We start from the raw sequence: 24,199 nt of genomic DNA, 5'->3' as shown, positions 1-24,199 counted from the left end.
TGTCTTATTTAGCAGCAATCGTGTAGGTAACTACTGTTGTGTAAACCGTTGGGTTTTGTACATTGTGATACTTGTTGATGTATGAATCGTTATCACCTTTAGCGCTATAATTAATGTTAAAAGTAGCGTTGTTTGCCCCTATGCTACTGGAAATTACCTCCTTGGCAGTGCTGCTTAGTGCCGCAGGTGTTACTGTCGCTCCTGCTAATGGTTTGCTGGTGCCTGCTGAAGGAGTAATGGTGATGTCACTGCTGTTAATGTTGTCACCAGCAAATGCGCTGTTTGTCAATTGATCAGTTAAAGAATTTACTGTTACAGCAAAAGCTCCAGTGCTGTAAATTACTAAATGATTTTCTTGGTCTGAACTTACGCCTTTAGCATAATCAGCCGCGGTTACGTAATCTAAGTTAACCTCATTTTGCGCTGGATTTACTACAATAGTCTGAATTGGATGAAGTCTGACATTAAGTGTTGTTGAAGTTTGTGCAGTTGCGGTTTGTGCATTTGCGGCAAACAATCCTCCTAAGAACATTGCGAATAAAATTCCTTTTTTCATAATTTTTTTTTGTTGTTGTTGTATCAAGTGTTGTTGGTAAGCTTGTAGCTTTTTTGATGGTGCAAATATAAGTGGCTTGTAGTCAATATCATTTATGAAAAAAAACAAAAAAGTTATGTAAATGGAATCAAAAATTAGTATTTCGGTTTTTTGAGGGTATTTCGGTAAAGGTTGTCAATTGTTGAGAATATTGTAAAATAGAGCCTGATTTTGAATAGACTTTTGGCGCAACAATGAGATAGAATGATGGCGGAAAACGATTTTTATCAAGTTTAATTCTTTGAATTCCTAAAATAAATTCCACAAAAAGCGTGCTCCCAAAAAAAATTGGGAGCACGAAAACAAAAAGTTGTAAAACAGGACTGATTAATGAATCATTTTTTCAAAGGAGATTATTCAATTTGTTTTAAATAGGTTCAATACTATAGAGAACCTGAGTGGTGTAAACTGTTGGGCTTTGGTTTTTGAAAAATTTATTCACGTATTCGTCTCCTCCTTTTGCGCTGTAATTAATGTTAAAGGTCTTGTTATTGGCGCCTGTTTCACTGGAGATCAATTCCATGTCTGACGTAGAAAGTGCTACCGCGGTCGCATTGAAATACTCCATCCCGTTGATGGATCCTTGGGTGGCAGTCACGGTAATGTCGGCCGCGTCAATACTTGTACCGCTGCCCGAAGAAGTGGTGAGGTCTGGCGAAATGGATTTCACTTTGATAGCGAATCCACCGGTGCTGTAGACTTTCAGATGATTGTCTTCGGTGATTTGAACGCCGTTTTTATAATCTTCCTTGGTCTTGTAATTTAAATTAACACTGTTTTGTGCTGAATTGAGTTCAATCGTCTGCACAGGGTAAAGGTTTACATTTAAAGTGACCGATTCCGAATTTTGAGCTTTTGCGCTGAGAGACAGCAGCAGAGCAACCATGTTTATAAATAGTAAATTATTCGCCTTCATAATGGTTGTTTTTGTATGGGATTTAATAAGTCAGAGGCCTTTACATCTTGGGCCTTTAAATCTGTAGCTTGGTTAAGTGCCTGTTCTCTATATTGCCGTGGAGAGCTGCCTGTATTTTTTTTGAAAAAATTACTGAAGTTACTTTCTTCAGAAAAACCGATGTTCATACTGATGATTTTAATGGGAATGTCGGTTCCCCGTAATAGTTTTTTTGCTCTCTGCACTGCTTTTGCATTTACAAAACGTTTCGTGGTACATCCGTAAACGCTCTTAATGGCATTGTCCAGTGTTCTTTTTGTAATATTAAGCTTATTTGCGTAATATTCCATCTTAAAACTGAAATTTGTTTCCTGGTGAAGCACTAGTATGAGTTTATTGGCAATTTCCTTTTCGTAAGTGTCATTTCGGAAACCTTCCATTTTGGGATCTATTTCCAACAAAGTTCTGATGAGCAGGAATTCCAGAAAATTACTGAGCAGATTTCTGGCAAATAACTTATTAATCTGTCCTTTCTGAGTCGGTAAATAGTAGTATTTTAATATGCTGTTATGCGGCATAAATGTATTTTTCATTCCAAAACCTAAAGTATTTCGGAAAAATATTCCCGATTTAATATGCGTTAAAAACTCGAGACGGTCCACAAAAAGATCTACCGTAAACCATAGCAGCATCGCACTCTCTGGCTTTCCAATAACCTGCAGAGAGCTGTTGGGAGGGATAAAGTAAAACGTTTCAGGTTCGATATGGATTTCGTTATCAAAAATGAGCAAGTGGGTATGGTCGTCCGCAGAGTAAACGATGGAGTATCCTGAAAAATTGATCATGTAGTTACCGATCTCCAGGTCCTTGAGGTGTTTAATGCCCCAATCTCTTAATTTCTTCATGAATTTCAATTTTACAAAGTTATTAGTACTACTTTAAAAGTACTATTATAAAGATAGTGAAAATTTACTAATAAAACTAAGCTAGAGTGATTTATCTCATGAATTCCTCAAAAGGAATTTTCAACTGCACAGAAATCTGCTTCTTTTCCTGGGTATTCAGATTAGAAAGTGATAATCCCAGCAGACGCACGGGTTTGTCAAAAGGTCGGAGTCCCCAAAGTTTCTGCGCAGTTTCGTAGAAGTCCTGAGCATTGTCAAAATATACTTCCTGTGTTTTGCTACGGGTATAAACGGTGAAATCTTTATATTTAATCTTGAGTGTTAAAGACTTTCCTTTGATTTCTTTTTTAGAAAGCCGCGCTTCCAGTTCATCGCTGATGATTTGCAACTGCTTAAAAACAGCATCTTCATCCAAAAGATTTTCCCAGAAAGTTTCTTCCACTGCTACACTTTTCTGGATTCGGTGAGGTTTTACTTCACTTTTGTGAATTCCGCGAACCACGTTGTAATAATAGTTCCCCGCCTTTCCGAAAAGCCGGATGAGTTCATCCAGTGATTTCTCCTTTAATTCCTTACCAGTGAAAATATGAAGTTCGTGCATTTTGTTGGCCGTCACTTTTCCGATTCCGTAGAATTTCTCGATCGGAAGCTTTTCCATGAACTCAAGAATCTGGGTCGGATGAATGGTTTTTTGTCCGTTGGGTTTGCGGTAATCGGAAGCGACTTTTGCCAGAAATTTATTCACCGAAATCCCCGCAGAAGCGGTAAGACCGGTTTCTTCGAAAATACGGGTTCTTATTTGTCGCGCGATTTCCTGTGCAGATCCGATGCCTTTTTTATTTTCTGTAACGTCCAGATAAGCTTCATCCAAAGAAAGCGGTTCTACCAAATCGGTGAATTCATAAAATATCTTTCTGATCTGTTGTGAAATTTCTTTGTAGCGATGAAAACGGGGTTTTACCACAATCAGATGCGGGCATTTTTCTAAAGCAATTTTCCCTGGCATCGCAGAACGGATTCCGTATTTTCGGGCTTCATAACTTGCTGCAGCCACCACGCCATATTGTCCACCACCGACCACCAAAGGTTTTCCTTTCAGTTCAGGAAAATCATGCTGTTCTACAGAAGCGTAAAACGCATCCATATCTACATGAATAATTTTTCGGTCGGTTTGCATGGTGTAAAATTATAAAATGAGATTGGCATCCCCATTAATTATTATGGCTTTAAGAAAAAATGGTGTAAATTTGGATATAGGCAGCAACAAATTATAGACTTAAAAAAAAATAAAACTAATATGACAGACGATAAATTAGCAGTACTCATCGATGCGGACAATGTCCCGTACAAGAATGTAAAGGAAATGCTGGAGGAAATTTCCAAAAATGGAACGCCAACCATCAAAAGAATTTATGCCGACTGGACCAAGCCCACTGTTTCGGGATGGAAAAATGTTTTGCTTGAAAATGCAATTACTCCAATCCAGCAATACAGTTATACGACCGGAAAAAATTCCAGCGACAGTGCCTTGATTATCGATGCGATGGATATTTTATATTCCGAAAAGGTAAACGGTTTCTGCATCGTTTCCAGCGACAGCGATTTTACGAGACTGGCGACAAGACTTCGGGAAGCCGGAATGAATGTGATCGGATTTGGCGAAAAAAAGACACCGAAACCATTTATATCAGCCTGCGATAAATTTATTTATCTCGAGATTTTAAACGATACAGAGGAGTCCGAAAAAGAGTCTGAAAATACAGTCACTAAAAAAACGGAAAAACCAAAACGAAAAAAAGAACCGCTCAGTAAAGTTGACGGCAGAACCATTAAATTAATTACGGAAAGTATTAACGATCTGGGAGACGAAGACGGCTGGACTTTCCTCGGGAATCTCGGCAGTTTCATCATCAAAAAGAAACCGGACTTTGATCCGCGGAATTTCGGTTTTCCAAAACTTTTACCTTTGATTAAAAGTATCGGCAAGATTGAAATTGATGAACGCGAAACCGGCGTGAATAATATTCGGCATATTTATGTGAAGGTGAAATAGATTTAGGTGATTTTTTTAATCGCAAAAGGAACAGAAGTTTTATTCTTTTTTTAAGTTTTTCAAAAGACTAAAAAAGTTGCATGTTTTCTATTATCGAAGAGAATCTTAATGTTCTTCATTTCTTAATCCAAAACTTAATGGTTTGATATTCTTAATTATAGAACTCAAATCATTAAAAAAGTCAATCATTTAGGATTAATTGGTCATACAGAAATCATCCTGCCTTAAGAGTCAGCATACAGTCAGCATACAGTCAGTATACAGTCAGCATACGGTGCAGGTTGCTATCGGGGAGAGTGCAGTAGAAGTAGAATGTGCACCGATTTATTTTGATGTATCTTTCCGCATTTTGTGCTTGATTCTAATGATTTGATACAAAAAACGCATCCCGAAAAGATGCGTTTCTCTATTTGTATGCTGAAAAATTAAGCGTTGTAATTTTTCACCAAACCTTTTACAATTTTAATGACATTTGGCATTGCTTTATCGGCGGCCTGCAGAACTTCTTCGTGCGAAACCGTGAAAGCGATATCCGGTCCGCCCACATCAGTGATAATGGAAATTCCGAAACAATCCATACCTTGATGCTTAGCGACGATTACTTCCGGAACGGTGCTCATTCCGACAGCGTCGCCACCGATGGCTTTTATCATTCCGTATTCTGCGGGCGTTTCAAAAGTTGGTCCCTGTAAAGCGACGTAACAGCCTTGATGTGCTTTGATGTTTAAATCTTTGGCAACATTGGCAGCGACTTCAATCATTTTTTTATTGTACGGCTCGCTCATGTCCACAAACCGTGGTCCGAGTTCGTCTATGTTTTTTCCACGCAGCGGATGTTCGGGCATCATGTTGATATGATCGTTGATAATCATCACATCGGCAACATTGAATGCAGGATTTACGCCACCGGCAGCATTCGATAAAATCAGATTTTTAATTCCCAATAAATGAAAAACCCGGAAAGGGAAAACTATTGTTTGAATATCGTGACCTTCATAATAATGAAATCTGCCGCTCATCATCAGCACTTTTTTACCCTCAAGTTTTCCGTAAATTAATTGTCCGCCATGTCCGGCGACGGTCGTTTGGGGGAAATTCGGGATTTCGGGATACTCTAAAATATGAATCGGTTCTACTTCGTCTTTCAGTTTTCCTAAACCGGAACCTAAAACGATTGCAAAATCGGGGGTGTCCTGAATGATGTTTTTAATGAAACCAGCCGTCTCTTTAATTTTTTCTAACATAATCTAAAATGATTTGATTAAAATCTTCCTTTCGGTCAATATTCACATTGATGGGCCAATAGTAAACAAGATCTCTAAGATAATCAAAAGTTTTCAGTCTTACGTAGTCTTTTTCGGTGGTGAGAATGAGTTTATATTCGCCGAGTTTTTTATATTCTGCAATAATATTTTTAATGTCCTGATCGGTAAAATTATGATGATCCCGGAATTTTAAATGTTTTACCTTTTTTGAAAAACGAGATAAATGTTTCAGCAAAGGTTTTGGATTGGCGATTCCGGTAATTAATAAAATGTCATAGTAATCCAAATTATTATCAGGAAGCATTTTGTCCCTGGAATACACATTTTCATCATAACCAATACTCGAAAAGAAAACTTTCTGGTCATGTTGAGGTTTGATTCTCGAAATGTAATATTGTTTTTTTTCGTCAGTCAAATCTTCCGGGCATTTGGAAACCATAATGATCTGGGCACGTTTTGCGCCGCTTCTGCTTTCCCGCAAATCGCCTGCAGGTAAAAGAAAGTCTTTAAAATAAGGATCATTATAATCCGTCATCAAAATATTAAAGCCAGGTTTTATGGCGCGGTGTTGATAAGCGTCGTCCAGTAATAAGACATTTAAATCCATGTCGGCGATCATCTTTTTTGCACCGGGAACTCTTTCTTCAGAAACGCCGATAACAAAACGGTTTTTAAATCTTTCAAAAAGCTGCATTGCTTCATCACCAACAGTTTTGTAATTGCTGTCGTAATTCGTGATGCCGTAACCTTTAGTTACTCGTCCGTAACCACGGGATAATACGCCTGTTCGGTAATGCCTGGATAAAAGATCCGCAATATACATCACCATTGGCGATTTTCCGCTGCCGCCCACCGAAAGATTGCCGACATTGATGATCGGAGTTTTAAATGTGGTCGATTTATAGATTCCCCAGTTATACATTGTATTTCTAATGGCAGTTGCCAAATGATAACCCAGGGAAAAAGGGTAGAGGTACCATCTTTTCATAGGGTTCAAAATTACGACTTTTTAACAGTACAGGAAACAGTTAAAACCTCATTTTTGTCAGTTCCTTAATTTTAATGAATGATATAAATTTTGTAATTATGGCCGTGGTGTTTAAACAATTTGCTTAATTTTGCTTCCTTAGTTTTACCTCATGAGCAAAAAAAATGTGGCCGTCGTGATGGGCGGATATTCTGATGAATATAAAGTATCCCTGAAAAGTGGTCAGTTGATTTTCGATTCTCTGGACCGCGATCTTTATAATGTATATAAAGTAGTCATTTTAAAAGATGAATGGTACTTCCTGGACGACCGTGGGGAAAAAGCCTCCATTAATAAAGAAGATTTTTCGGTAAGTTTAAGCAGTGGATTTCAGGTGAAGTTTGATGTCTGTTTTAATATTATTCACGGAAGACCTGGCGAGAACGGCGAACTTCAGGCGTATTGGAATACCATCGGACAAAAATATACGGGTTGTGATTTTTATCAGAGTGCCTTAACCTTTAATAAAAAAGATACCTTAGCCGTTCTTTCAAAATACGGAATTCCATCGGCAAAAAGTATTTATTTGAGACAAGGTGAAGAAATTAATGAAGATGAAATCATCACAGAATTAGGCTTGCCGCTTTTTGTAAAACCGAATCAGTCGGGTTCCTCTCTGGGAATTTCGAAAGTGAAAGAACAGTCAGAATTAAAGAAAGCACTGGAATTTGCTTTTGCTGAAGACGAAGAAATTTTAATTGAAAGTTTCCTCGATGGAATGGAGGTTTCGGTAGGCGTTGTTGATTTCAATAATGAAACCATTGTTTTAGGAATTACCGAAATTGTTCCCCACAAAGAGTTTTTCGATTATGAAGCGAAATATGAAGGCGCTTCCGAAGAAATTACTCCTGCCAGAATCGATGATGAAACCCGTTTAAAAGTAGAAGAAATTTCGAAACGTGCGTATGAAGCTTTAGGAATGAGCGGTTTTTCGAGAAGTGAATTTATTATTATGAAGGGCATTCCGTACATGCTCGAAATGAATACCAATCCGGGATTTTCACCGGCATCCATTTTGCCGCAGCAGGCAGCTATTTATGGGATTTCCATAAAAGATTTATGCGGAAATGAAGTCGAAAAAGCATTAGCGAAAAATTAAATAAAACCTTTTTATTTTAGATTTAAAATTATTTTTCATCTAAAATTTTATCATTCAAAATCTAAATTCATCTATGAGAGTCGCTGTTTTCCCAGGTTCATTCGATCCTATCACCCTTGGTCATTATGATATTGTCGAAAGGGCTTATCCTTTATTTGATAAAATAATTATCGCGATCGGACAAAATTCACAGAAAAAATACATGTTCTCTCTGGAGCAGAGAATGGAGTTTATCCGCAAATCATTTGAGAAATTTCCCAATATCGAAGTTGATCATTTTGAGGGTTTAACCATCAATTACTGTCGGAGCAAAAATGTAAATTTCATCTTGCGCGGACTAAGAAACCCAGCAGATTTCGAGTTCGAGAAAGCCATTGCACAAACCAACCGGGAATTGACCAAAGACAATATGATTGAAACGATATTCTTATTAACTTCTTCCGGCAAATCATTCATCAGCAGCAGCATCGTCCGTGAAATCATCACCTTTGAAGGCAATTATGAAATCCTGGTTCCGGAAGCGGTGCGTGTTCATAAAATGAGCAATAAATAATGGGTAATGAGCAATCCTGATTATAATCAAATTTTTTAGAGATAGAACAAAAAAGCTGTGCATTTCGATCCTCAGAGCTCTTTCTGGGTTGGCTTATTCTGAGGATTTATAAGTGATTAGAAAACAAATTTATGGTTCCTCAAGTTCCTCAGAAAAATTAAATTATTTAAAAATAGAATGTGATGAAATTGTAAAGGTGATGACCAGTTACAAGAAAAACTTTCGGATAGCCTGCCGCAATAGATAATGAACGTTAACAACAGGTAATGAGCCGCAAAAATTAGCCAATACCAATTACTTATTTATAAATTAGCAGTTCAGATTACTCATTACCTATTATTCATTACTTATTAAAAACATGGTTCAGGAAAACTTTACATTAGCCATTGAAATATTGGGCACTATTGCATTTGCGATGTCGGGCAGTTTTGCTGCGATGCAGAAGCGGCTGGATCCTTTCGGTGTACTCATCATTGCCTTTGTCACTTCTGTCGGCGGCGGAACGATCCGTGATTTGTTGCTCGGCGTTCCCATTTTTTGGATGCACGATATGGTGATATGCTCGGTAATTTTCGTTACCTGTATTGTTTCTATGATTTTCAAGTCACTGGAAAAAAAGTTCAAGGTCACCCTTTTTATTTTCGACAGTTTTGGGCTGGGGCTTTTCACCATTGTTGGAATTCAGAAAGGGATGAATGCCGATCTGCATCCTTTGATCTGTATTACTTTAGGGACGATTACAGGATGTTTTGGGGGAATTACCCGTGATATTTTACTAAACAGAATTCCACTGATTTTCCGGAAAGAAATTTACGCAACAGCCTGTATTGTCGGCGGCGGTATATTTTTGATGTTGGTGAAGTACACGGCACTTTCTTACGCTTTTGTACAGATTTCCACCATATTTCTGATTGTTGCCATCCGAACATTATCGATCAAATACCAGTGGCAGATACCGAAATTTTACGGGGTAGATAATAATTCGGAAATGTAAGTGTTATTGTGTTTTTTAGGAGCAACAAGAGCAGGTTTTCTCAGAAATACCGGTCCCGTTCTCCGTTCTATCTTTTCCTTTTTTTTCCAAAAAAGAAAAAGGATGCCACTGCGATCGGGGCTAAAATACCATTCAGTTGTTTTTCAAAAAGCAGCAACTGTTCTTTTCGTCATAAAGAGTTTCATAAAATTCAGTCAAACGGATTATAAACAGCCCTTTCCTGCGCTCACAATTCCCCATAAAAAAAGTCTGAAATAACTCAGACTTTCTTACTTTACCTTAAATAATTATTTTCTATTAAGAGAATTTCCCTCTGTTCCGCATATTTGGATTATGCATGTGTTTCTGCATTGACGGCATTTTCAACTGATCTTTCATCATTTTAATCTGGTCGGTCATCATTCCGGCAGTGTCTAATTTTTTAGCTTCTTCCAGTAAGTTTTTCGCTTCCTGGCGTCTTCCTTTCTGCATCGCTCCTGCTGCAATATTCAAGGTGGCCATGGCGCGGTCATGTTTCATATTCAAACCATATTCCAGGGCTTTTCTCATAAATGGTTCTACTTTCGACGGATTGTCCTGTGCCAAAGTAAGTCCCTGTAAATAATGAAAATAACCATACTGAGTCCTGTGCAACTGCGACTTATAATTGGTGATTTTATCAAGCCAACTTGAGGCTTTTACCATATTCTGTTTTCTTAAAAACCAAAATGCCAATAAAATATATTCGTTTTTAAAGAAAAGCAAAACAGGAATGGCAGATAAAATAACCACTACGATTCCCCAGCCGATATTTCTGTTCATCATCAGATAAACTCCGCAGGCAATCATTATGGCTGTGATGACGAATTTTATGTATTTATTCATTGTTAAAATTTAGTGGTGCAAAGATAATAATTTGTGTCGAGAATTGAAGTTTATGTAGAATTCCTGAATTTTAAGTTAATTTTACTTTTCGCTCATAGGTCTGAAAACAGAAATCAAACTCATTTTGGTCGTCTTTTCCATGACAAACCTCTTCTGTTTTATTCCAGATTTTAGGACTTATTTTGGGGAAAAAAGTATCCGCTTTGATATTGGTTTTTACCAGAGTTACCTCGATTTTATCTGTTAATTCAAGGGTTTGTTCATAAATATTTCCGCCGCCGATAATGAAAATCTCCTCATCAATTTTCTTGGCAAATTTCACGGCTTCTTTGATACTGCCGACAATCAAAATCCCTTCTTCGAACCAGTCTTTTTTTCTGCTGACTACAATATTCGTGCGGTTGGGAAGCGGTTTGCCAATACTTTCATAAGTTTTGCGGCCCATGATAATGGGATGCCCGGAAGTAATTTCTTTAAAATGGTTCAAGTCTTTTGGAAGATGCCAAAGCAATTGATTGTCAGCACCAATTTCATTGTCTAAGCCCATTGCCACAACAATTGTAATCATTTTATTTTAATTTTTACAAATTTAGCACATAATTTGTATATTTGGGTATCACTTTAAATTAAAAAAAATAATAAACTATGAGAAATAAAGGATGCATGAGCGCCGGAACAATCGGTATTGCTCTTCTTGTAATTGCCGTACTGGTTTTTTTCTGGGGCAAAAATGGCTACAATAATTTTGTTGCCAAAGAACAGACAGTCAATACAAAATGGTCAAATGTTGAAACCGTTTATCAGAAACGTGCAAACTTGATTCCCAATTTGGAACGTACGGTAAAATCCTATTCGCAATTCGAACAGGGTACTTTGACCAAAGTAATAGAAGCGCGCTCAAAAGCGACCTCAATAACCATAGATCCTACCAATATGACCGAAGGAGATATGGCGAAATTTCAGGCTGCACAAGGAGAATTGAGTGGTTCTTTAAGCCGATTGATGGCCGTGGTAGAAAGCTATCCCAATCTGAAGGCAGATCAGCAGTATATTAATTTCCAAAGAGAATATACGGCGATTGAAAACAGCATCAGAAGCGAAACAGTCTATTATAACGAAGCTGCGCAGGATTATAATACGGCGATTAAAACGTTTCCAAATAATATTTTGGCCAATTTTACGAACTTTAAAGAGAAACCTTATTTTAAAGCTGAAGTTGGCGCAGAAAAAGCACCAGAAGTTTTTACAAATTAGATGAATACTTTCCTCACAGATTATCAAATGGCTTCTCTGGTAGAAGCCATTCAGACAGCAGAAAACCAATCCACCGGAGAAATCAGGATTCATATCGATTCCACCACCGAAGGAAATAATGCAGAGATTGCTTTTGAAGTTTTCAAAAGACTTTGTAAGGATCAGACTGCTGAAAAAAATGCTGTACTTTTTCATGTGAATTTTGAACAGCAATATCTTACCATCATCGGTGACGAAGGGATTCATAAAAAAGTTCACCAAAAATTCTGGGATCAGATGCATGATGAATTAACAACTGCATTTTCCAAAGGCCGGTATTTCGAAGGTTTGAAAAAAGCCATTGTAGAAACCGGTACCGAACTGAAAAAATATTTCCCGATTGTGGGAGAAAATCCAAATGAACTTCCCAATGAGATTACGTTCTCGTAACTATTTTTTAGCTTTTCTTTTATTAGGTTTAAACATTTTTGTTTTTGCCCAAAAAGTTCCGGAAAAACCAGCGATACTTTATCCGGTTTATGATCAGGTTGGCCTTTTGACTCAGGCACAAAAAGACGAGATCAACCAGAAATTGATCAAATTTTCAGATTCAACTTCTACTGAAATTGAAGTCATTATCATCCCCACAACCGGTGGCGAAGATGTGAATTATTTGGCGACCATGTATGGTGAAAAATGGGGAATCGGCCAAAAAGGAATTGATAATGGAATTGTTTTCCTTATCGCGACCGAGGATCATACCATGTCGATCCAGCAGGGACGCGCCGTTGAACAGTATTTAACTGCGTCGGTTGCCGGCCAGATTATGGATTATATCGTTACCCCAAATTTTAAGAAAGGTTTGTGGTACGAAGGAATCAACCGCGGAACAACCGCGTTGATGGAAGCTGTTCAGGGAAAATTTAAACCTATTGTTAAAGATACTTCCAGTGAAAAAGGTTTGAGCCCGGGCCAACTCGTAATGATTGCTTTTTTTGTATTCATCATCCTTAGCTTTTTATTTAAAAATGGCGGCCGCGGTGGTGGCGGTAATAGCGATGACGAGGATGTGATTCTCTCCCGAAGAGGACGAAGTATTTATCCCGGTGGATTTTTCCCATTCCCAGGCAGTTTTGGTGGCGGCGGATTTGGCGGCGGTTCCCGCGGTGGTGGCGGATTTGGCGGCTTCGGCGGTGGCGGAAGTTTCGGCGGTGGCGGCGCTTCTGGCGGTTGGTAAGTAGAATGTTCTGTTTGTGGAAGGCAACTTTTGTCCAAGAAAAATAAAGTTTTATAAGTAGTATGCTCAATTTTGCGCAATAAATTAAACAACAAAGCCAACTTTTCCAGTTGGCTTTTTATTTTTTTTAGCGTTTTTAAAACGCTGCTTTTTGTAACTCATCAAGATTTTAAAAACAAAGTAACTTTTAATTAATTTTATAATAAGGCTCATAAAAATATTTACCCGGTTTAATATAAACTGTATTTCTATCGGCCTCAAAAATCCAGTTAAACCTCTTTAATAAATCTGCTCCGAAATAATTTCGCTTTTGCGTTTTAATATCTCCGACAAAAAATCCTGCAGTCACATCTTTTAATACAAAATTCCCAACTCTCATAAATGGTAAAATTCCCTGTTTTGTTGTTACACTCTGTCCGGTAGAATTTTTCATGATTTTTTCAGCCGTTATTTTCAGTTTTGTATCTAATGTTTTTCCGTCTGCAAATTCATTGCTATAAACCACTCCGCCGGAATATCCTGATTGTAAAAGGAAATAAACCTCTTTTTGCTCACCGTCAATCATGTTATCAGCAACGATATAAAACTGTCCGTTTTCTGAAAATAGCGGAATTGATTGATAATCTTTCATATCCGGCATTTTGTCGTAGATCACAAATTGATTGTTATCATAATCAATCTTAAAAGCTTTTCCTTTAAAAATTCCCGTTCCGATTTTCCCGTCGGCTTCATGACCGGTCAATTCGTTGTCGAAAAAACGTATATTTTCGTACTTTTTATTTCCGATTTTTATAATGTTGCCATCACTTATTTCATCTTTAAATAAAATATGATCTGCTTTCCTTGTTCTTTCGGGAGAGATTGAGGCGTCTTCCATCGCAATTTGGAACATGAGATCCAGAGAATCTTTGTGATTCACCAAAGTTTTTACAATAATATTATTGTGTTTTGTGATTCTGAAAGGAATGGTTTCCTGTGCTTTTACAGTGAAAAAAGTTGCACATAAAAGAAACAGGAAGCGTGTTTTTTTAAGCATTATTGATGGAGGGTTTAATGATATTTTAATTTGAGGAAATTGCTTTTTATTTTTGAAACTTAAAAATTCAGCTCCGGTATTTCAGGGCTGAATTTTTATTTGGAGTAAACCGAAATTTTTATCGGATCGAAACACTTCCGCCGCTGCTTTCTTTCTGGCTGACAATATTCAGATTTCCTTTTCTGTAAATATTGACATCGCCCGACGAACTTGCCGAAGCGTTCAGTTGATTGGAAACAGAAAGGCTTACGTCGCCACTGCTCGATGCGCTGATTTCAGCATTTTCAGCGATGACGTTTTTGGCGTTTAAGGTGCCGGATGAGGAGGCTTTCAAAGTAGCGTTCTTTGTTTTGCCGGCAATAATGATATCACCGGAAGAAGTCGCTTCAGATTCCAGATTTACTGCCCAAACCGTTCCGGAATAGGTTCCCGAACTCGATACGTCAATCGATAAATCATTGGCTTCCAGATTTCCTTTAATCGTCCCTGAGCTGGAAACTCCAATGTCGGTTTTATCCTGGGTGAATTTATCTTTAATGATTATCGTTGCGGATGAGCTGGCTTTAATGGTATTAAAATCTTTAGCAAAAATTTTCACCGTGATATTCCGTGCTGAAATATTAAGATTTGGTTTAAAGTGGATGTACAGTTTACCGCCGTTATTTTCCACTAAAATATCATCTAAAATATCAGATGGAGCTGTAATCACGACTTTTTCTTCGTTCGCTTTTAGTACTTCTGCATAAATGGACTGCGCAACTTTAATTTCGTCAAAAGACATTTTATATTCCTGCGTTTTGAGGATGCCGGTTCCTTCTTTTGGGGCCAGATTAAAAGGAAATCCATTCTCAGATTTGATGTTGCAGGAACACAGGGTTAGCAATGCGGCGAGTGCAGAAATAGAAATTGTTTTCATAGTTTGGGGGTATTAGTGATTTGTTATGTTAAAGATATATCTAAAAATTAATACCTTTATCCTTTAATAACAATTTACGAATGAAAAATATTACATCTGTTTTTTTAATTTCATCTTTGGCGATGACAACCGCCTGTACAACTATGAAAACCACCAATGCTTCCCCTACCGAAATTCCAGTTCCGGATGCCACTCTGGCAGCAAATCCTTTTATGAAAAAAAGTCCGTTGCAATATCAGGCTCCCGAATTTGATAAAATTAAGGACGAACATTTCAAACCCGCATTTGATTATGGGATGAAAGTGCAAATCGTGGAAGTCGAAAATATCGCCAATAATCCTGCAGCTCCAACTTTTGAAAATACCATCGTCGCTTTAGAAAACAGCGGTGAAGTGTTGAAAAGAGCACAGCTTGTATTTTATAATTTGACGGGATCCAATACCAACCCCACCTTACAGAAACTGGAAGAAGTGTATGCTCCCGTTTTTTCGGCATTGAGCGATAAAATTATGCTGAATGAGAAATTGTATAACAGAATCAAAGGCATTAAAAAAGAAAATTTAGGTTCCGAAGAAAAAAGACTTTTGGAATTGTATACCACCAATTTCGAAATCGCCGGAGCCAATCTTTCTCCTGAAAACAAAGCGAAGGTTAAGAAAGTTAATGAAGAATTAGCCACGCTTTCTACGCAGTATACCAGCAAACTGTTAAATGCAAGAAAAGATGGTGCCCTGTTGATTACCGATGTGAAAGAACTGGATGGACTTTCTGCTGATGAAATCGCCGCCGCTGCTGCCGATGCGAAAAGTGCCGGAAAAACTGGGTATTTACTCGCCTTACAAAATACCACGCAACAGCCATTGCTTCAGAATTTGAAAAACAGAGCAACCAGAGAAAAACTCTTCAAGGCTTCCTGGTACAGAGCTGAAAAAGGAGATGCGGACGACACCAGAAGCATCCTGGAAAGAGAAGCAAAACTGAGAATGGAAAAAGGACATCTGATGGGTAAAAAATCTTTTGCAGAATGGAAACTTCAGGATCAGATGGCGAAAACTCCCGAAAATGCAATGAACCTTTTGGCACGTTTGGCAACTCCTGCCGTAGAAACTGCGAAAAAAGAAAGCGACGAAATTCAGAAACTGATCGACCAGCAAAAAGGAGGTTTCACCGTAGAACCGTGGGATTGGAATTTCTATGCAGAACAGGTAAGAAAAGCAAAATATGATTTGGATGAAAATCAAATCAAGCCTTATTTTGAAGTGAAAACCGTTTTAGAAAAAGGAGTGTTCTACGCTGCAGAAAAATTCTACGGAATTACTTTTAAGAAAAGAAATGACCTTCCTGTTTATCACCCCGATGTTGTGGCTTATGAAGTTTTCGACCGTGACGGGAAATCTCTCGCGATTTACTATCTGGATTTCTACACCAGAAATAACAAAAACGGCGGAGCCTGGATGAGCAACTTCGTCGAGCAATCACATTTATTAGGTCAAAAACCAGTGATCGTAAATGTCTTTAATTATCAGAAACCGGCGGAAGGAAAACCTTCGTTGATTTCGTATGATGATGTTACCACGATGTTCCACGAGTTCGGACATACGCTGCACGGATTGTTTGCAGACCAAAAATACATTTCAATTTCGGGAACCAACGTGCCGCGTGATTTCGTGGAATTTCCTTCTCAAATTAATGAGTTTTTTGCGTTGGAACCATCTGTACTGAAAAATTACGCTTTGCATTATCAAACCAAACAGCCGATGCCACAGGCTTTAGTTGATAAAATTAAAAAAGCAGGAACTTTCAATCAGGGATATTCTACAACAGAACTGGTTTCTGCGGCAACCATCGATATGAACTGGCATTCTGTAACCGACGCTTCCCAGTTTAAACCGACTTTGGAATTTGAAAAAGCCGTTCTGGCAAAATATGGTTTTAATTTGAAAGAAGTTCCGCCAAGATACCATTCTCCTTATTTTGCACACATTTGGGGCGGTGGTTATTCTGCGGGATATTACGCTTATATGTGGAGCGACATGCTGAATGCTGATGCGTGGGACTGGATCACAGCGCATGGTGGAATGACGCGTGAAAACGGCGACCGTTTCCGTAAATACATTTTATCTGTTGGGAATTCAATGGATCTAAATGAAGCGTTTAAAAACTTTACCGGCAGAACTCCTGATTTGAAACCACTGTTGAAAAGCAAAGGATTTATTAAATAGACTTTTATAAAATTTATCAATATGAACCGCAGATTTTTTCTGCGGTTTTTTTGTTTTGAAAATTGTTGGTGTGTCATTCGTGTTTAAAAAAAAATGTGAAAAACAAACCGCCTGAACTTCTAGCCCGGATCGCAGAGGAAATCCTTTTTTTTTAACATTGGCCGGGGCATGGGGAAAAAAGATTGTAACGGAGAGCCGGACCGAAACCTCAAAGAAGTAAAAATCGTCCTGCTCCAAAAAAATTCTTAATTTTGTGAAAAATATATCATAATGCCAAAAATATCTCACAGAGCGCAGCATATGCCTGCATCGCCGGTAAGAAAACTGGTTCCGTACGCGTTGCAAGCAAAACAGAAAGGAATAAAAGTGTATCATTTGAATATTGGCCAGCCCGATATCGAAACGCCGCAATCTGCTTTGGATGCTGTGAAAAACAATAATTTAAAGATTTTTGAATATGCACTTTCCGAAGGCAATCTGGATTACAGAACAGCGCTGAAAGATTATTATCATTCTCTGGGATTTACCGATTTGACGACCGATAATTTTATCGTGACCAACGGTGGTTCTGAAGCATTGAATTTTGCGATTTCTACTTTGTGCGATGATGGTGATGAAATTATTATTCCTGAACCTTATTATGCGAATTATAATGGGTTTACCAATACCTTCAATGTAAATGTTGTCGCGGTTTCTTCTACCATCGACAGTGGATTTGCCTTGCCGCCGATTGAAGATTTTGAGAAAAAAATCACACCGAAAACAAGAGCGATTTTAATTTGTAATCCCGGGAATCCAACGGGGTATCTTTATACCAGAGAAGAATTGCAGAAGTTGGCCGATATTGCTTTGAAACATGATATCGTGATTATTTCCGATGAGGTTTACAGAGAATATGTGTACGATGGAAAACAGCAGGTTTCAATGTTTGATTTCCCCGAAATTGCAGAAAACTGTGTGATCATCGATTCTGAGTCTAAAAGATATTCGATGTGTGGCGCAAGAATCGGTTTTATGGTGACCCGTTCGAAAGAAATTCATGATGCTGCGATGCTTTTTGCGCAGGCGAGATTAAGTCCGGTTCTTTTGGGACAAATTGCAGCGGCTGCGGCTCACGTCAATGATACAGAATATATTTTGAAAGTCCGTGCAGAATATACGCACCGCAGAAATGTTTTGGTTGATTTACTCAACGGAATTCCGGGCGTGATTTGTCCGAAGCCGAAAGGAGCATTTTATTGTGCGGTGGAACTTCCTGTAGATGATACCGATAAATTTGCGCAATGGTTGCTGGAAAGCTATTCTCATAATAACGAAACTATTATGGTCGCGCCGATGAGCGGTTTTTACAGCAATCCGGAATTGGGTAAAAAACAGGTGAGAATTGCATATGTTTTGAAAGAAGCTGACTTGCGCAGAAGTGTGGAATTGTTGAATGACGCGCTTCAAAAATATAAGATTGAATTCGGTCTGTAATGTTTTTAAAATAAATAAAAGCCACGAATATTTATTGTATTCGTGGCTTTTTTGATTAATCTTAAAATCAAGATAATTGCTTTATAAGTAAATTGCGTCAATATGTTGACTGAATTAATATAAATTGTGTCGATTAAAATTAACATTGAAAAATAAAGCGTTTTAAATTTTAGTAAATTTGCAAAACGTTTTTATTTAATAATGATATGAACTTAAATAATGAATTCAAAATATAAATGTTCAGTTTGTGGTGAGATTCATCACGATTATCCGGCGCTCACTTTTGCTTATCCCAATTCTTATTATTGGCTTACGGAGGAACGAAAAATCAGTTTTCCTGTTCATATCGATTCAGATTTCTGTACGATTGAATATCCGGACCGAACTGACCGGTTTATTCGGGTGTTATTAAAACAGAAGATTGCAAAATCGGCTCTTTATTTGGAATATGGTCTTTGGGTTTCTTTAAGCGAAGAAAGTTATGAAGATTATGCCGCCAATTTCAATAATGAAAATCATGAAACCCTCTATTTTGGTTGGTTGAGCAATGCGCTTCCGGATTACAAATTTGAAAAAAGCATTCCAATGGATGTAAAAACAAAAAGCGGAAATCAGAGGCCGGAAATTTATCCTCATTTAGATTTTGATCATCCTTTTGTGCACGATTTTTACCATGGAATTACCAAAGAAGAGGCCGAGAAAAGAATTCATAATATGCTCTCCAACAGTCCGAAATAAAATATGAAGATTCAACAAAATTTTTCTTTAAAAAATCACAACACTTTCGGCGTTGATGTGTCCGCCAAATTTTTCGCAGAAGTTACTTCTTCAGACGAGCTTTTTGAGGCAATCAATCACTCAAAAACCCAATCATTCCCCATGCTTTTCCTCGGTGGTGGAAGTAATGTTTTGTTTACAAAAGATTTTGAGGGCGCTGTCATTCAATTAGATTTGAAAGGTGTTTCAGAAGAAATTATCAATGAAAATGAGGTTCTCGTAACTTCAAAAGCGGGGGAGAACTGGCATGAGTTTGTTCATTACAGTTTGGGCAAAAATTACGGAGGTTTAGAAAATTTATCATTAATTCCCGGCAATGTTGGGACGTCACCAATGCAGAATATCGGAGCTTACGGAACGGAGATTAAAGATACTTTTGTGAGTTGTAAAGTATTGAATTTGGGGACTTTGGAAGTAGAAGAATTCAATCATGAAAAATGCCGTTTCGGTTACAGGGAATCTATTTTTAAAAGAGAAGGAAAAGGGAAATATGTCATTCTGGAAGTGACTTTTAAACTGACCCGAAAAGACCATTTCATTAAAACAGAATACGGCGCAATACAATCTGAGTTAAAAAAATCGGGAATTGAAAATCCAACGATTCAGGATGTTTCTAAAGCTGTTATCAGTATCAGACAAAGTAAATTGCCGGATCCGAAAATGATTGGGAATGCGGGTAGTTTTTTTAAAAACCCTTCGGTTCCGATGGTGCAGTTTTTAGAAGTTCAGAAAAGATATCCGGAAATACCGAATTATCCAAATGGGGATTTGGTGAAGATTCCGGCGGGCTGGCTGATCGAACAGTGTGGCTGGAAAGGGAAGCAAATAGGGAATGTGGCTTCGCATGAATTGCAGGCGCTGGTGATTGTGAATGCCACAGGAAACGCGACAGGGAAAGAGATTTTCGATTTTTCTACGAAGATCATCGATTCGGTAAAAGAAAAATTCGGGATTGAACTGGAAAGAGAAGTGAATATTGTATAATAAAAAAAAGGGATTTGGCTTTTCAAATAACAGCAGTGCTGGAGATTGAATTTTCTTTGAAATAATATTGTAAATTATTTGTCTAACTAAAATATTCTTCGTTATTTTGCACTCTCAAATATTTATTCAGAAATAAGAACGTCGAGATATGTCAAGAATTTGCCAAATAACAGGAAAGCGTGCCATGGTAGGAAACAATGTTTCTCACGCTAATAACAAAACGAAGCGTCGTTTTGAAATTAACTTATTGGAAAAGAAATTTTACCTTCCGGAGCAAGAGAAATCTGTAACTTTAAAAGTTTCAGCTCACGGATTGAGAATTATCAATAGAATAGGGATTGAAGAAGCAATTGTAAGAGGGACCAGAAGTGGTTTCATTAAAAAATAAGAAATCATGGCAAAAAAAGGTAACAGAGTACAGGTGATTTTGGAGTGCACAGAGCACAAGGAAACCGGAGTAGCAGGAATGTCAAGATACATCACTACTAAAAACAAAAAGAACACTACCGAGAGATTAGAGTTGAGAAAATTCAACCCTGTTCTTAAGAAATATACTGTTCACAAAGAAATTAAGTAATTTTTTAAAGGAATAAAAAATGGCAAAAAAAGTAGTAGCAACGCTTCAGGGTGGTGCAGGTTCAAAAAAAATGACCAAAGTTGTGAAAATGGTAAAATCTGCTAAAAGTGGAGCATACGTTTTCGATGAGAAAGTAATGAACGCTGATGAAGTTGATGCTTATTTGAAAAAATAATTTTCACTCACACGAGAATATATAAAACTATCCTAAATGGATAGTTTTTTTATTTTATCTTTGTTTGCCAGTGGCAAATGTTTATAATTCAAATTTGTAATTTTTATAATGAGTTGGTATAAAAAAATATTCAAAAAGGAGGAGAAGGAATCTTTAGATAAAGGTTTAGAAAAATCCAGTCAAGGTTTTTTCGAGAAAATTTCTAAAGCAGTTGTCGGGAAAAGTACCGTTGATGAAGATGTTTTGGATCATCTCGAAGAAATTCTTATCGCCTCGGATGTTGGTGCATCTACCACCATTAAAATCATTGAAAGAATTGAGCAGCGTGTTGCAAGAGATAAATTTGTAGGAACCGATGAACTCGATCAGATTCTTCGTGAAGAAATTACCGGTTTGCTGCTGGAAAACCCGCACACCGGAACCGGAAATATTGATGAAACTAAAAAGCCTTATGTCATAATGGTTGTCGGCGTTAATGGAGTGGGGAAAACCACTACAATCGGGAAATTGGCGCACCAGTTTAAATCGGAAGGAAAAAAAGTAGTACTGGGTGCTGCAGATACTTTCCGGGCAGCGGCAACAGAACAATTAACGATTTGGAGCGAAAGAGTTGGTGTGCCGATTGTGAAACAGAATATGGGCAGCGATCCTGCATCTGTGGCTTTTGATACGGTGCAAAGTGCGGTGGCCAATCAGGCAGATGTCGTTATTATAGATACTGCCGGTCGTTTGCATAACAAAGTGAATCTGATGAACGAACTGACGAAGATCAAAAGAGTGATGCAGAAAGTAATTCCTGATGCTCCTCACGAGATTCTTTTGGTTTTGGACGGTTCTACCGGACAAAATGCTTTTGAGCAGGCAAAGCAGTTTACAGCCGCAACGGAAGTTAATGCCTTAGCCGTAACAAAACTCGATGGTACTGCGAAAGGAGGAGTGGTGATCGGGATTTCTGATCAGTTTCAAATTCCTGTAAAATATATCGGCGTTGGTGAAAAGATGACTGATTTACAGTTCTTTAACGGAGCTGAATTTGTAGATTCTTTCTTTAAAAAAAGGTAAAGTATAGGTAATGTAGTTTGAATCCAATGTGTTTTAATTAGTAAATTTTTATTTTTAGAGCCAATTTATATGATTTATATCATTTTGGTCTTATGTTTGATATTTAGTCAACAATAATAATTACTTAATATTAACATTAAAAATTTTAAAACTATGGGAATTTTAACTTGGATCATTTTTGGTCTTATCGCAGGAGCTATTGCAAAATTCATTATGCCGGGGAATCAGGGAATGGGTTGGTTACTCACCATTGTACTAGGAATCATAGGTGCTTATGTCGGTGCATTTGTCGGCCAGCTCTTAGGTTTGGGTGATGTAACAGGATTCAACATCGGAAGTATGTTTTTGGCTGTTGCAGGTGCCTTAATTGTTTTGTGGATTTACGGAATGGCCACCAAACGAGGTTAACCAAATAACTAAAAATTTAAAATCCCGCTCTGATTTTCAGAGCGGGATTTTTTGTTAGATTTCCCTAAAGGATTTAATCAATTTTAATTTCAAAAGGCATTTTCATCATTACGCCCTGCTGTAATTTCGGATTGGTTATTTGTTCAAATAGTCTGTAATTTTCTGTGCCGATTTTATTTTTAATCACTCTTGCAGAAATTTCATCTTCATCCAGATTTTTAAATAGTTGCTCGAACTGGCTCATTTTCTTTGGGTAAGCAGTTACGCTATAATCTTTCAGCTTTGCTTTTTGTGCTGCGAAATTGATCGCATCCTGTAATGTGCCCAATTCATCAACCAGACCGATTTCCTTCGCACGGCTTCCGCTCCAGACTCTTCCGCCACCGATTTCATCAATTTGGGCAAATGACTTTTTGCGGTTTTCTGTTACAAAATGTACAAATCGTTTATACGTTTTTTCTACGCTTTTGGTTAAAATGGTTACGCCACCTGGAGTAACCCCGTTTACGAAGGAGTACATATTAGAATTCGCATTGGTAGTGACCGGGTGAGATGTTAGGCCGTTTTTGTTTGCAGCTTCTTTAAAGTAAGGAATCATCCCGAATACTCCGATAGACCCAGTCAAGGTATTTGGTTCGGAGTAGATTTTATCTGCGGCCATCGCAATGTAGTATCCACCTGAGGCAGCGTAATCACCGAAAGAGACTGTAATGGGTTTTTTCTTTTTCAGCTGTTCCAGTTCGAACAGGATTTCATCAGACGCGTTTGCGCTTCCGCCGGGAGAGTTTATTCTGAGGACGACTGCTTTTACTTTGTCATTATCTGCTATTTTTTTTATTTCTTTTACGAAATTATCTGCATAGATATTTTGGTATCCTTCGCCGTTATAGATTGCTCCGGATGCATAAAGTACTGCAATCTGGTCCTCTTTTTTAGAAGAGTCGTCACTGAAAGAGTGGATGTATTTTTTAAATGATACTTTGGTGAGTTTGTCTTTTTTTGCCAGATTCAGTTTTGTTTTAATCATTTGATCGTACTCGCTTTTCTGCATTAACTTATCTGCTAATTTATAAGTTAAACTAAGATCAGGAATTGCTCCATAAAGACTGTCAACAACTGTTTTGAACTGTGCAGGATCAATTTTCCGTGAACTGGCGATTTTCTGTGAATTGACGGACCAGATATCATTTAATAAAGTTGAAAGCTGTTCTTTGTTTTCCGGCGACATATCATCTCTCATAAACGGTTCTACAGCGGATTTGTATTTTCCGTGTCTGATGATTTCTATTCCGATTCCGTATTTATCGGCGAAGCTTTTCATGTATAAAACTTCGGTTGATAATCCTTTTAAATCGATTCCGCCAGCCGGATTCAGAATGTATTGGTCAGCAACGGAACCAAGATAATAAGCGGCCTGGGAAACCACATTGCCGTAAGCATAGACGAATTTTCCACTTTTCTTAAAATCTTGCAGAGCGCCGCGAATGTCATCCAACTGAGTAAGGCCAGCGTGGATTCCATCAGTCTCGATACTTATCCCTTTGATTTTATCATCAGATTTTGCTTTTTTAATGGCCTCAAGCATATCGAATATTAAAATATTTTTCGGCTTATCACCAAAGGCAAACATCTCATTCTGATCTTCCGTAGGGCTATCGATGATGTTGGTTTTAAAATCAAGGGTGAGTATAGTATTGTCTTTAATGTTAGGTTTTTGTTCACCGCTTAATGCGCTTGCTGCAATCATCATTATTAAAAACAGTGAAAACACGGCGGCTATAATAATAATAGCCACTATATTTGCCATAACATTTTTAAAAAAACTCTTCATAATTTAAATATTTCT

27 protein-coding genes are annotated in these 24,199 nt (G+C 37.7%); 16 read left to right on the top strand and 11 right to left on the bottom strand.

Features of this window, described 5'->3' with window-relative positions; genetic code table 11:
- Window positions 1–4: 4 nt before the first annotated feature.
- From QF004_RS12225 to dinB, 4 genes are all read right to left on the bottom strand, one after another.
- Window positions 5–556: a hypothetical protein gene (locus tag QF004_RS12225; RefSeq protein WP_307426712.1), complete on the bottom strand. Its 552-nt coding sequence runs from the start codon at window positions 554–556 to the stop codon at window positions 5–7.
- Between the two features lie 406 nt (window positions 557–962).
- Window positions 963–1,511: a hypothetical protein gene (locus QF004_RS12220; protein WP_307426709.1), complete on the bottom strand. Its 549-nt coding sequence runs from the start codon at window positions 1,509–1,511 to the stop codon at window positions 963–965.
- Window positions 1,508–2,395 (bottom strand): AraC family transcriptional regulator, encoded by an 888-nt coding sequence (locus tag QF004_RS12215; protein ID WP_307426706.1) that lies wholly within the window; start codon window positions 2,393–2,395, stop codon window positions 1,508–1,510. Before QF004_RS12215 ends, QF004_RS12220 begins: the two co-directional genes overlap by 4 nt.
- Before the next feature lie 91 nt (window positions 2,396–2,486).
- Window positions 2,487–3,572 carry a DNA polymerase IV gene (dinB, locus tag QF004_RS12210; protein ID WP_307426703.1) on the bottom strand — a complete coding sequence of 362 codons (1,086 nt, stop codon included), beginning with the start codon at window positions 3,570–3,572 and terminating at the stop codon, window positions 2,487–2,489.
- A gap of 120 nt (window positions 3,573–3,692) precedes the next feature.
- On the opposite strand from dinB, the gene QF004_RS12205 reads away from it, so the two are divergent.
- Window positions 3,693–4,448 (top strand): NYN domain-containing protein, encoded by a 756-nt coding sequence (locus QF004_RS12205; protein ID WP_133439592.1) that lies wholly within the window; start codon window positions 3,693–3,695, stop codon window positions 4,446–4,448.
- 425 nt (window positions 4,449–4,873) lie between these two features.
- Here the strand turns inward: QF004_RS12205 and QF004_RS12200 are convergent, their stop codons facing one another.
- Together QF004_RS12200 and lpxK are read right to left on the bottom strand one after the other, a co-directional pair.
- Window positions 4,874–5,692: a purine-nucleoside phosphorylase gene (locus QF004_RS12200; protein ID WP_307426698.1), complete on the bottom strand. Its 819-nt coding sequence runs from the start codon at window positions 5,690–5,692 to the stop codon at window positions 4,874–4,876.
- A complete protein-coding gene (gene lpxK, locus QF004_RS12195; RefSeq protein WP_307426695.1) occupies window positions 5,676–6,701 on the bottom strand; it encodes a tetraacyldisaccharide 4'-kinase in 1,026 nt (341 codons plus the stop codon). The genes QF004_RS12200 and lpxK overlap by 17 nt, the downstream gene beginning before the upstream one ends.
- Before the next feature lie 151 nt (window positions 6,702–6,852).
- Between lpxK and QF004_RS12190 the strand changes: the two genes are divergently transcribed.
- The 3 genes from QF004_RS12190 to QF004_RS12180 all read left to right on the top strand — a co-directional run bounded on the left by QF004_RS12190 (window position 6,853) and on the right by QF004_RS12180 (window position 9,386).
- Window positions 6,853–7,839: a D-alanine--D-alanine ligase gene (locus QF004_RS12190; RefSeq protein WP_307426692.1), complete on the top strand. Its 987-nt coding sequence runs from the start codon at window positions 6,853–6,855 to the stop codon at window positions 7,837–7,839.
- A 73-nt stretch (window positions 7,840–7,912) separates the two neighbouring features.
- Window positions 7,913–8,392 carry a pantetheine-phosphate adenylyltransferase gene (gene coaD / locus QF004_RS12185; RefSeq protein ID WP_282904562.1) on the top strand — a complete coding sequence of 160 codons (480 nt, stop codon included), beginning with the start codon at window positions 7,913–7,915 and terminating at the stop codon, window positions 8,390–8,392.
- Between the two features lie 358 nt (window positions 8,393–8,750).
- Window positions 8,751–9,386 carry a trimeric intracellular cation channel family protein gene (locus tag QF004_RS12180; protein WP_133439597.1) on the top strand — a complete coding sequence of 212 codons (636 nt, stop codon included), beginning with the start codon at window positions 8,751–8,753 and terminating at the stop codon, window positions 9,384–9,386.
- Window positions 9,387–9,683: 297 nt separating this feature from the next.
- Here QF004_RS12180 and QF004_RS12175 read toward each other — a convergent pair whose 3' ends face one another.
- Window positions 9,684–10,250, bottom strand: a complete 567-nt coding sequence (locus tag QF004_RS12175) for a DUF2892 domain-containing protein (protein ID WP_133439598.1) — start codon at window positions 10,248–10,250, stop codon at window positions 9,684–9,686.
- A 70-nt stretch (window positions 10,251–10,320) separates the two neighbouring features.
- Window positions 10,321–10,818 carry a dihydrofolate reductase gene (locus tag QF004_RS12170; RefSeq protein WP_307426689.1) on the bottom strand — a complete coding sequence of 166 codons (498 nt, stop codon included), beginning with the start codon at window positions 10,816–10,818 and terminating at the stop codon, window positions 10,321–10,323.
- A 77-nt stretch (window positions 10,819–10,895) separates the two neighbouring features.
- Here QF004_RS12170 and QF004_RS12165 point away from each other — a divergent pair, with 77 nt between their 5' ends.
- From QF004_RS12165 to QF004_RS12155, 3 genes are read left to right on the top strand one after another with little or no spacing between them, the layout of a single operon-like run.
- Window positions 10,896–11,504 carry a LemA family protein gene (locus tag QF004_RS12165; protein WP_307426686.1) on the top strand — a complete coding sequence of 203 codons (609 nt, stop codon included), beginning with the start codon at window positions 10,896–10,898 and terminating at the stop codon, window positions 11,502–11,504.
- Window positions 11,505–11,933: a TPM domain-containing protein gene (locus tag QF004_RS12160; RefSeq protein ID WP_307426683.1), complete on the top strand. Its 429-nt coding sequence runs from the start codon at window positions 11,505–11,507 to the stop codon at window positions 11,931–11,933.
- Complete coding sequence (locus QF004_RS12155; protein ID WP_133439602.1) at window positions 11,914–12,720, top strand: YgcG family protein; 807 nt, start codon at window positions 11,914–11,916, stop codon at window positions 12,718–12,720. The genes QF004_RS12160 and QF004_RS12155 overlap by 20 nt, the downstream gene beginning before the upstream one ends.
- A gap of 187 nt (window positions 12,721–12,907) precedes the next feature.
- Here QF004_RS12155 and QF004_RS12150 read toward each other — a convergent pair whose 3' ends face one another.
- Window positions 12,908–13,756: a hypothetical protein gene (locus QF004_RS12150; RefSeq protein WP_307426678.1), complete on the bottom strand. Its 849-nt coding sequence runs from the start codon at window positions 13,754–13,756 to the stop codon at window positions 12,908–12,910.
- Window positions 13,757–13,874: 118 nt separating this feature from the next.
- Window positions 13,875–14,672, bottom strand: coding sequence for a head GIN domain-containing protein (locus QF004_RS12145; protein ID WP_307426675.1), 798 nt, complete (start codon window positions 14,670–14,672; stop codon window positions 13,875–13,877).
- Window positions 14,673–14,752: 80 nt separating this feature from the next.
- Between QF004_RS12145 and QF004_RS12140 the strand changes: the two genes are divergently transcribed.
- From QF004_RS12140 to QF004_RS12100, 9 genes are all read left to right on the top strand, one after another.
- On the top strand, window positions 14,753–16,894 hold the full coding sequence (locus QF004_RS12140; RefSeq protein ID WP_307426672.1) for a M3 family metallopeptidase: 2,142 nt from the start codon (window positions 14,753–14,755) through the stop codon (window positions 16,892–16,894).
- Window positions 16,895–17,164: 270 nt separating this feature from the next.
- On the top strand, window positions 17,165–18,370 hold the full coding sequence (locus QF004_RS12135; protein ID WP_307426669.1) for a pyridoxal phosphate-dependent aminotransferase: 1,206 nt from the start codon (window positions 17,165–17,167) through the stop codon (window positions 18,368–18,370).
- 219 nt (window positions 18,371–18,589) lie between these two features.
- The gene (locus QF004_RS12130) at window positions 18,590–19,108 is read left to right on the top strand and encodes a DUF2199 domain-containing protein (RefSeq protein ID WP_307426666.1); all 519 of its coding nucleotides are present in this window, start codon (window positions 18,590–18,592) and stop codon (window positions 19,106–19,108) included.
- Window positions 19,109–19,111: 3 nt separating this feature from the next.
- On the top strand, window positions 19,112–20,131 hold the full coding sequence (gene murB, locus QF004_RS12125) for a UDP-N-acetylmuramate dehydrogenase (RefSeq protein WP_307426663.1): 1,020 nt from the start codon (window positions 19,112–19,114) through the stop codon (window positions 20,129–20,131).
- Between the two features lie 148 nt (window positions 20,132–20,279).
- Window positions 20,280–20,519, top strand: a complete 240-nt coding sequence (gene rpmB / locus QF004_RS12120) for a 50S ribosomal protein L28 (RefSeq protein ID WP_133439609.1) — start codon at window positions 20,280–20,282, stop codon at window positions 20,517–20,519.
- Window positions 20,520–20,525: 6 nt separating this feature from the next.
- A complete protein-coding gene (gene rpmG, locus QF004_RS12115; protein WP_133439610.1) occupies window positions 20,526–20,708 on the top strand; it encodes a 50S ribosomal protein L33 in 183 nt (60 codons plus the stop codon).
- Window positions 20,709–20,727: 19 nt separating this feature from the next.
- On the top strand, window positions 20,728–20,883 hold the full coding sequence (locus QF004_RS12110; protein ID WP_133439611.1) for a DUF4295 family protein: 156 nt from the start codon (window positions 20,728–20,730) through the stop codon (window positions 20,881–20,883).
- A 108-nt stretch (window positions 20,884–20,991) separates the two neighbouring features.
- Window positions 20,992–21,945 (top strand): signal recognition particle-docking protein FtsY, encoded by a 954-nt coding sequence (ftsY, locus tag QF004_RS12105; protein ID WP_307426659.1) that lies wholly within the window; start codon window positions 20,992–20,994, stop codon window positions 21,943–21,945.
- A gap of 153 nt (window positions 21,946–22,098) precedes the next feature.
- Window positions 22,099–22,353, top strand: coding sequence for a GlsB/YeaQ/YmgE family stress response membrane protein (locus QF004_RS12100; protein ID WP_133439613.1), 255 nt, complete (start codon window positions 22,099–22,101; stop codon window positions 22,351–22,353).
- A gap of 73 nt (window positions 22,354–22,426) precedes the next feature.
- Here the strand turns inward: QF004_RS12100 and sppA are convergent, their stop codons facing one another.
- Window positions 22,427–24,184, bottom strand: coding sequence for a signal peptide peptidase SppA (gene sppA, locus QF004_RS12095; protein ID WP_307426657.1), 1,758 nt, complete (start codon window positions 24,182–24,184; stop codon window positions 22,427–22,429).
- Between the last annotated feature and the right edge of the window lie 15 nt (window positions 24,185–24,199).

The organism is Chryseobacterium sp. MDT2-18 (assembly GCF_030815285.1).
GTDB lineage: Bacteria > Bacteroidota > Bacteroidia > Flavobacteriales > Weeksellaceae > Kaistella > Kaistella salivictor.
This window is presented reverse-complemented; position numbering and strand designations above follow the sequence as displayed.

Bases quoted from the DNA above. Each gene is read 5' to 3' on its own strand.
- QF004_RS12225 (WP_307426712.1), bottom strand. From the start codon at position 556: ATGAAAAAAGGAATTTTATTCGCAATGTTCTTAGGAGGATTGTTTGCC.
- QF004_RS12220 (WP_307426709.1), bottom strand. From the start codon at position 1,511: ATGAAGGCGAATAATTTACTATTTATAAACATGGTTGCTCTGCTGCTG.
- QF004_RS12215 (WP_307426706.1), bottom strand. From the start codon at position 2,395: ATGAAGAAATTAAGAGATTGGGGCATTAAACACCTCAAGGACCTGGAG.
- dinB (WP_307426703.1), bottom strand. From the start codon at position 3,572: ATGCAAACCGACCGAAAAATTATTCATGTAGATATGGATGCGTTTTAC.
- QF004_RS12205 (WP_133439592.1), top strand. From the start codon at position 3,693: ATGACAGACGATAAATTAGCAGTACTCATCGATGCGGACAATGTCCCG.
- QF004_RS12200 (WP_307426698.1), bottom strand. From the start codon at position 5,692: ATGTTAGAAAAAATTAAAGAGACGGCTGGTTTCATTAAAAACATCATT.
- lpxK (WP_307426695.1), bottom strand. From the start codon at position 6,701: ATGAAAAGATGGTACCTCTACCCTTTTTCCCTGGGTTATCATTTGGCA.
- QF004_RS12190 (WP_307426692.1), top strand. From the start codon at position 6,853: ATGAGCAAAAAAAATGTGGCCGTCGTGATGGGCGGATATTCTGATGAA.
- coaD (WP_282904562.1), top strand. From the start codon at position 7,913: ATGAGAGTCGCTGTTTTCCCAGGTTCATTCGATCCTATCACCCTTGGT.
- QF004_RS12180 (WP_133439597.1), top strand. From the start codon at position 8,751: ATGGTTCAGGAAAACTTTACATTAGCCATTGAAATATTGGGCACTATT.
- QF004_RS12175 (WP_133439598.1), bottom strand. From the start codon at position 10,250: ATGAATAAATACATAAAATTCGTCATCACAGCCATAATGATTGCCTGC.
- QF004_RS12170 (WP_307426689.1), bottom strand. From the start codon at position 10,818: ATGATTACAATTGTTGTGGCAATGGGCTTAGACAATGAAATTGGTGCT.
- QF004_RS12165 (WP_307426686.1), top strand. From the start codon at position 10,896: ATGAGAAATAAAGGATGCATGAGCGCCGGAACAATCGGTATTGCTCTT.
- QF004_RS12160 (WP_307426683.1), top strand. From the start codon at position 11,505: ATGAATACTTTCCTCACAGATTATCAAATGGCTTCTCTGGTAGAAGCC.
- QF004_RS12155 (WP_133439602.1), top strand. From the start codon at position 11,914: ATGAGATTACGTTCTCGTAACTATTTTTTAGCTTTTCTTTTATTAGGT.
- QF004_RS12150 (WP_307426678.1), bottom strand. From the start codon at position 13,756: ATGCTTAAAAAAACACGCTTCCTGTTTCTTTTATGTGCAACTTTTTTC.
- QF004_RS12145 (WP_307426675.1), bottom strand. From the start codon at position 14,672: ATGAAAACAATTTCTATTTCTGCACTCGCCGCATTGCTAACCCTGTGT.
- QF004_RS12140 (WP_307426672.1), top strand. From the start codon at position 14,753: ATGAAAAATATTACATCTGTTTTTTTAATTTCATCTTTGGCGATGACA.
- QF004_RS12135 (WP_307426669.1), top strand. From the start codon at position 17,165: ATGCCAAAAATATCTCACAGAGCGCAGCATATGCCTGCATCGCCGGTA.
- QF004_RS12130 (WP_307426666.1), top strand. From the start codon at position 18,590: ATGAATTCAAAATATAAATGTTCAGTTTGTGGTGAGATTCATCACGAT.
- murB (WP_307426663.1), top strand. From the start codon at position 19,112: ATGAAGATTCAACAAAATTTTTCTTTAAAAAATCACAACACTTTCGGC.
- rpmB (WP_133439609.1), top strand. From the start codon at position 20,280: ATGTCAAGAATTTGCCAAATAACAGGAAAGCGTGCCATGGTAGGAAAC.
- rpmG (WP_133439610.1), top strand. From the start codon at position 20,526: ATGGCAAAAAAAGGTAACAGAGTACAGGTGATTTTGGAGTGCACAGAG.
- QF004_RS12110 (WP_133439611.1), top strand. From the start codon at position 20,728: ATGGCAAAAAAAGTAGTAGCAACGCTTCAGGGTGGTGCAGGTTCAAAA.
- ftsY (WP_307426659.1), top strand. From the start codon at position 20,992: ATGAGTTGGTATAAAAAAATATTCAAAAAGGAGGAGAAGGAATCTTTA.
- QF004_RS12100 (WP_133439613.1), top strand. From the start codon at position 22,099: ATGGGAATTTTAACTTGGATCATTTTTGGTCTTATCGCAGGAGCTATT.
- sppA (WP_307426657.1), bottom strand. From the start codon at position 24,184: ATGAAGAGTTTTTTTAAAAATGTTATGGCAAATATAGTGGCTATTATT.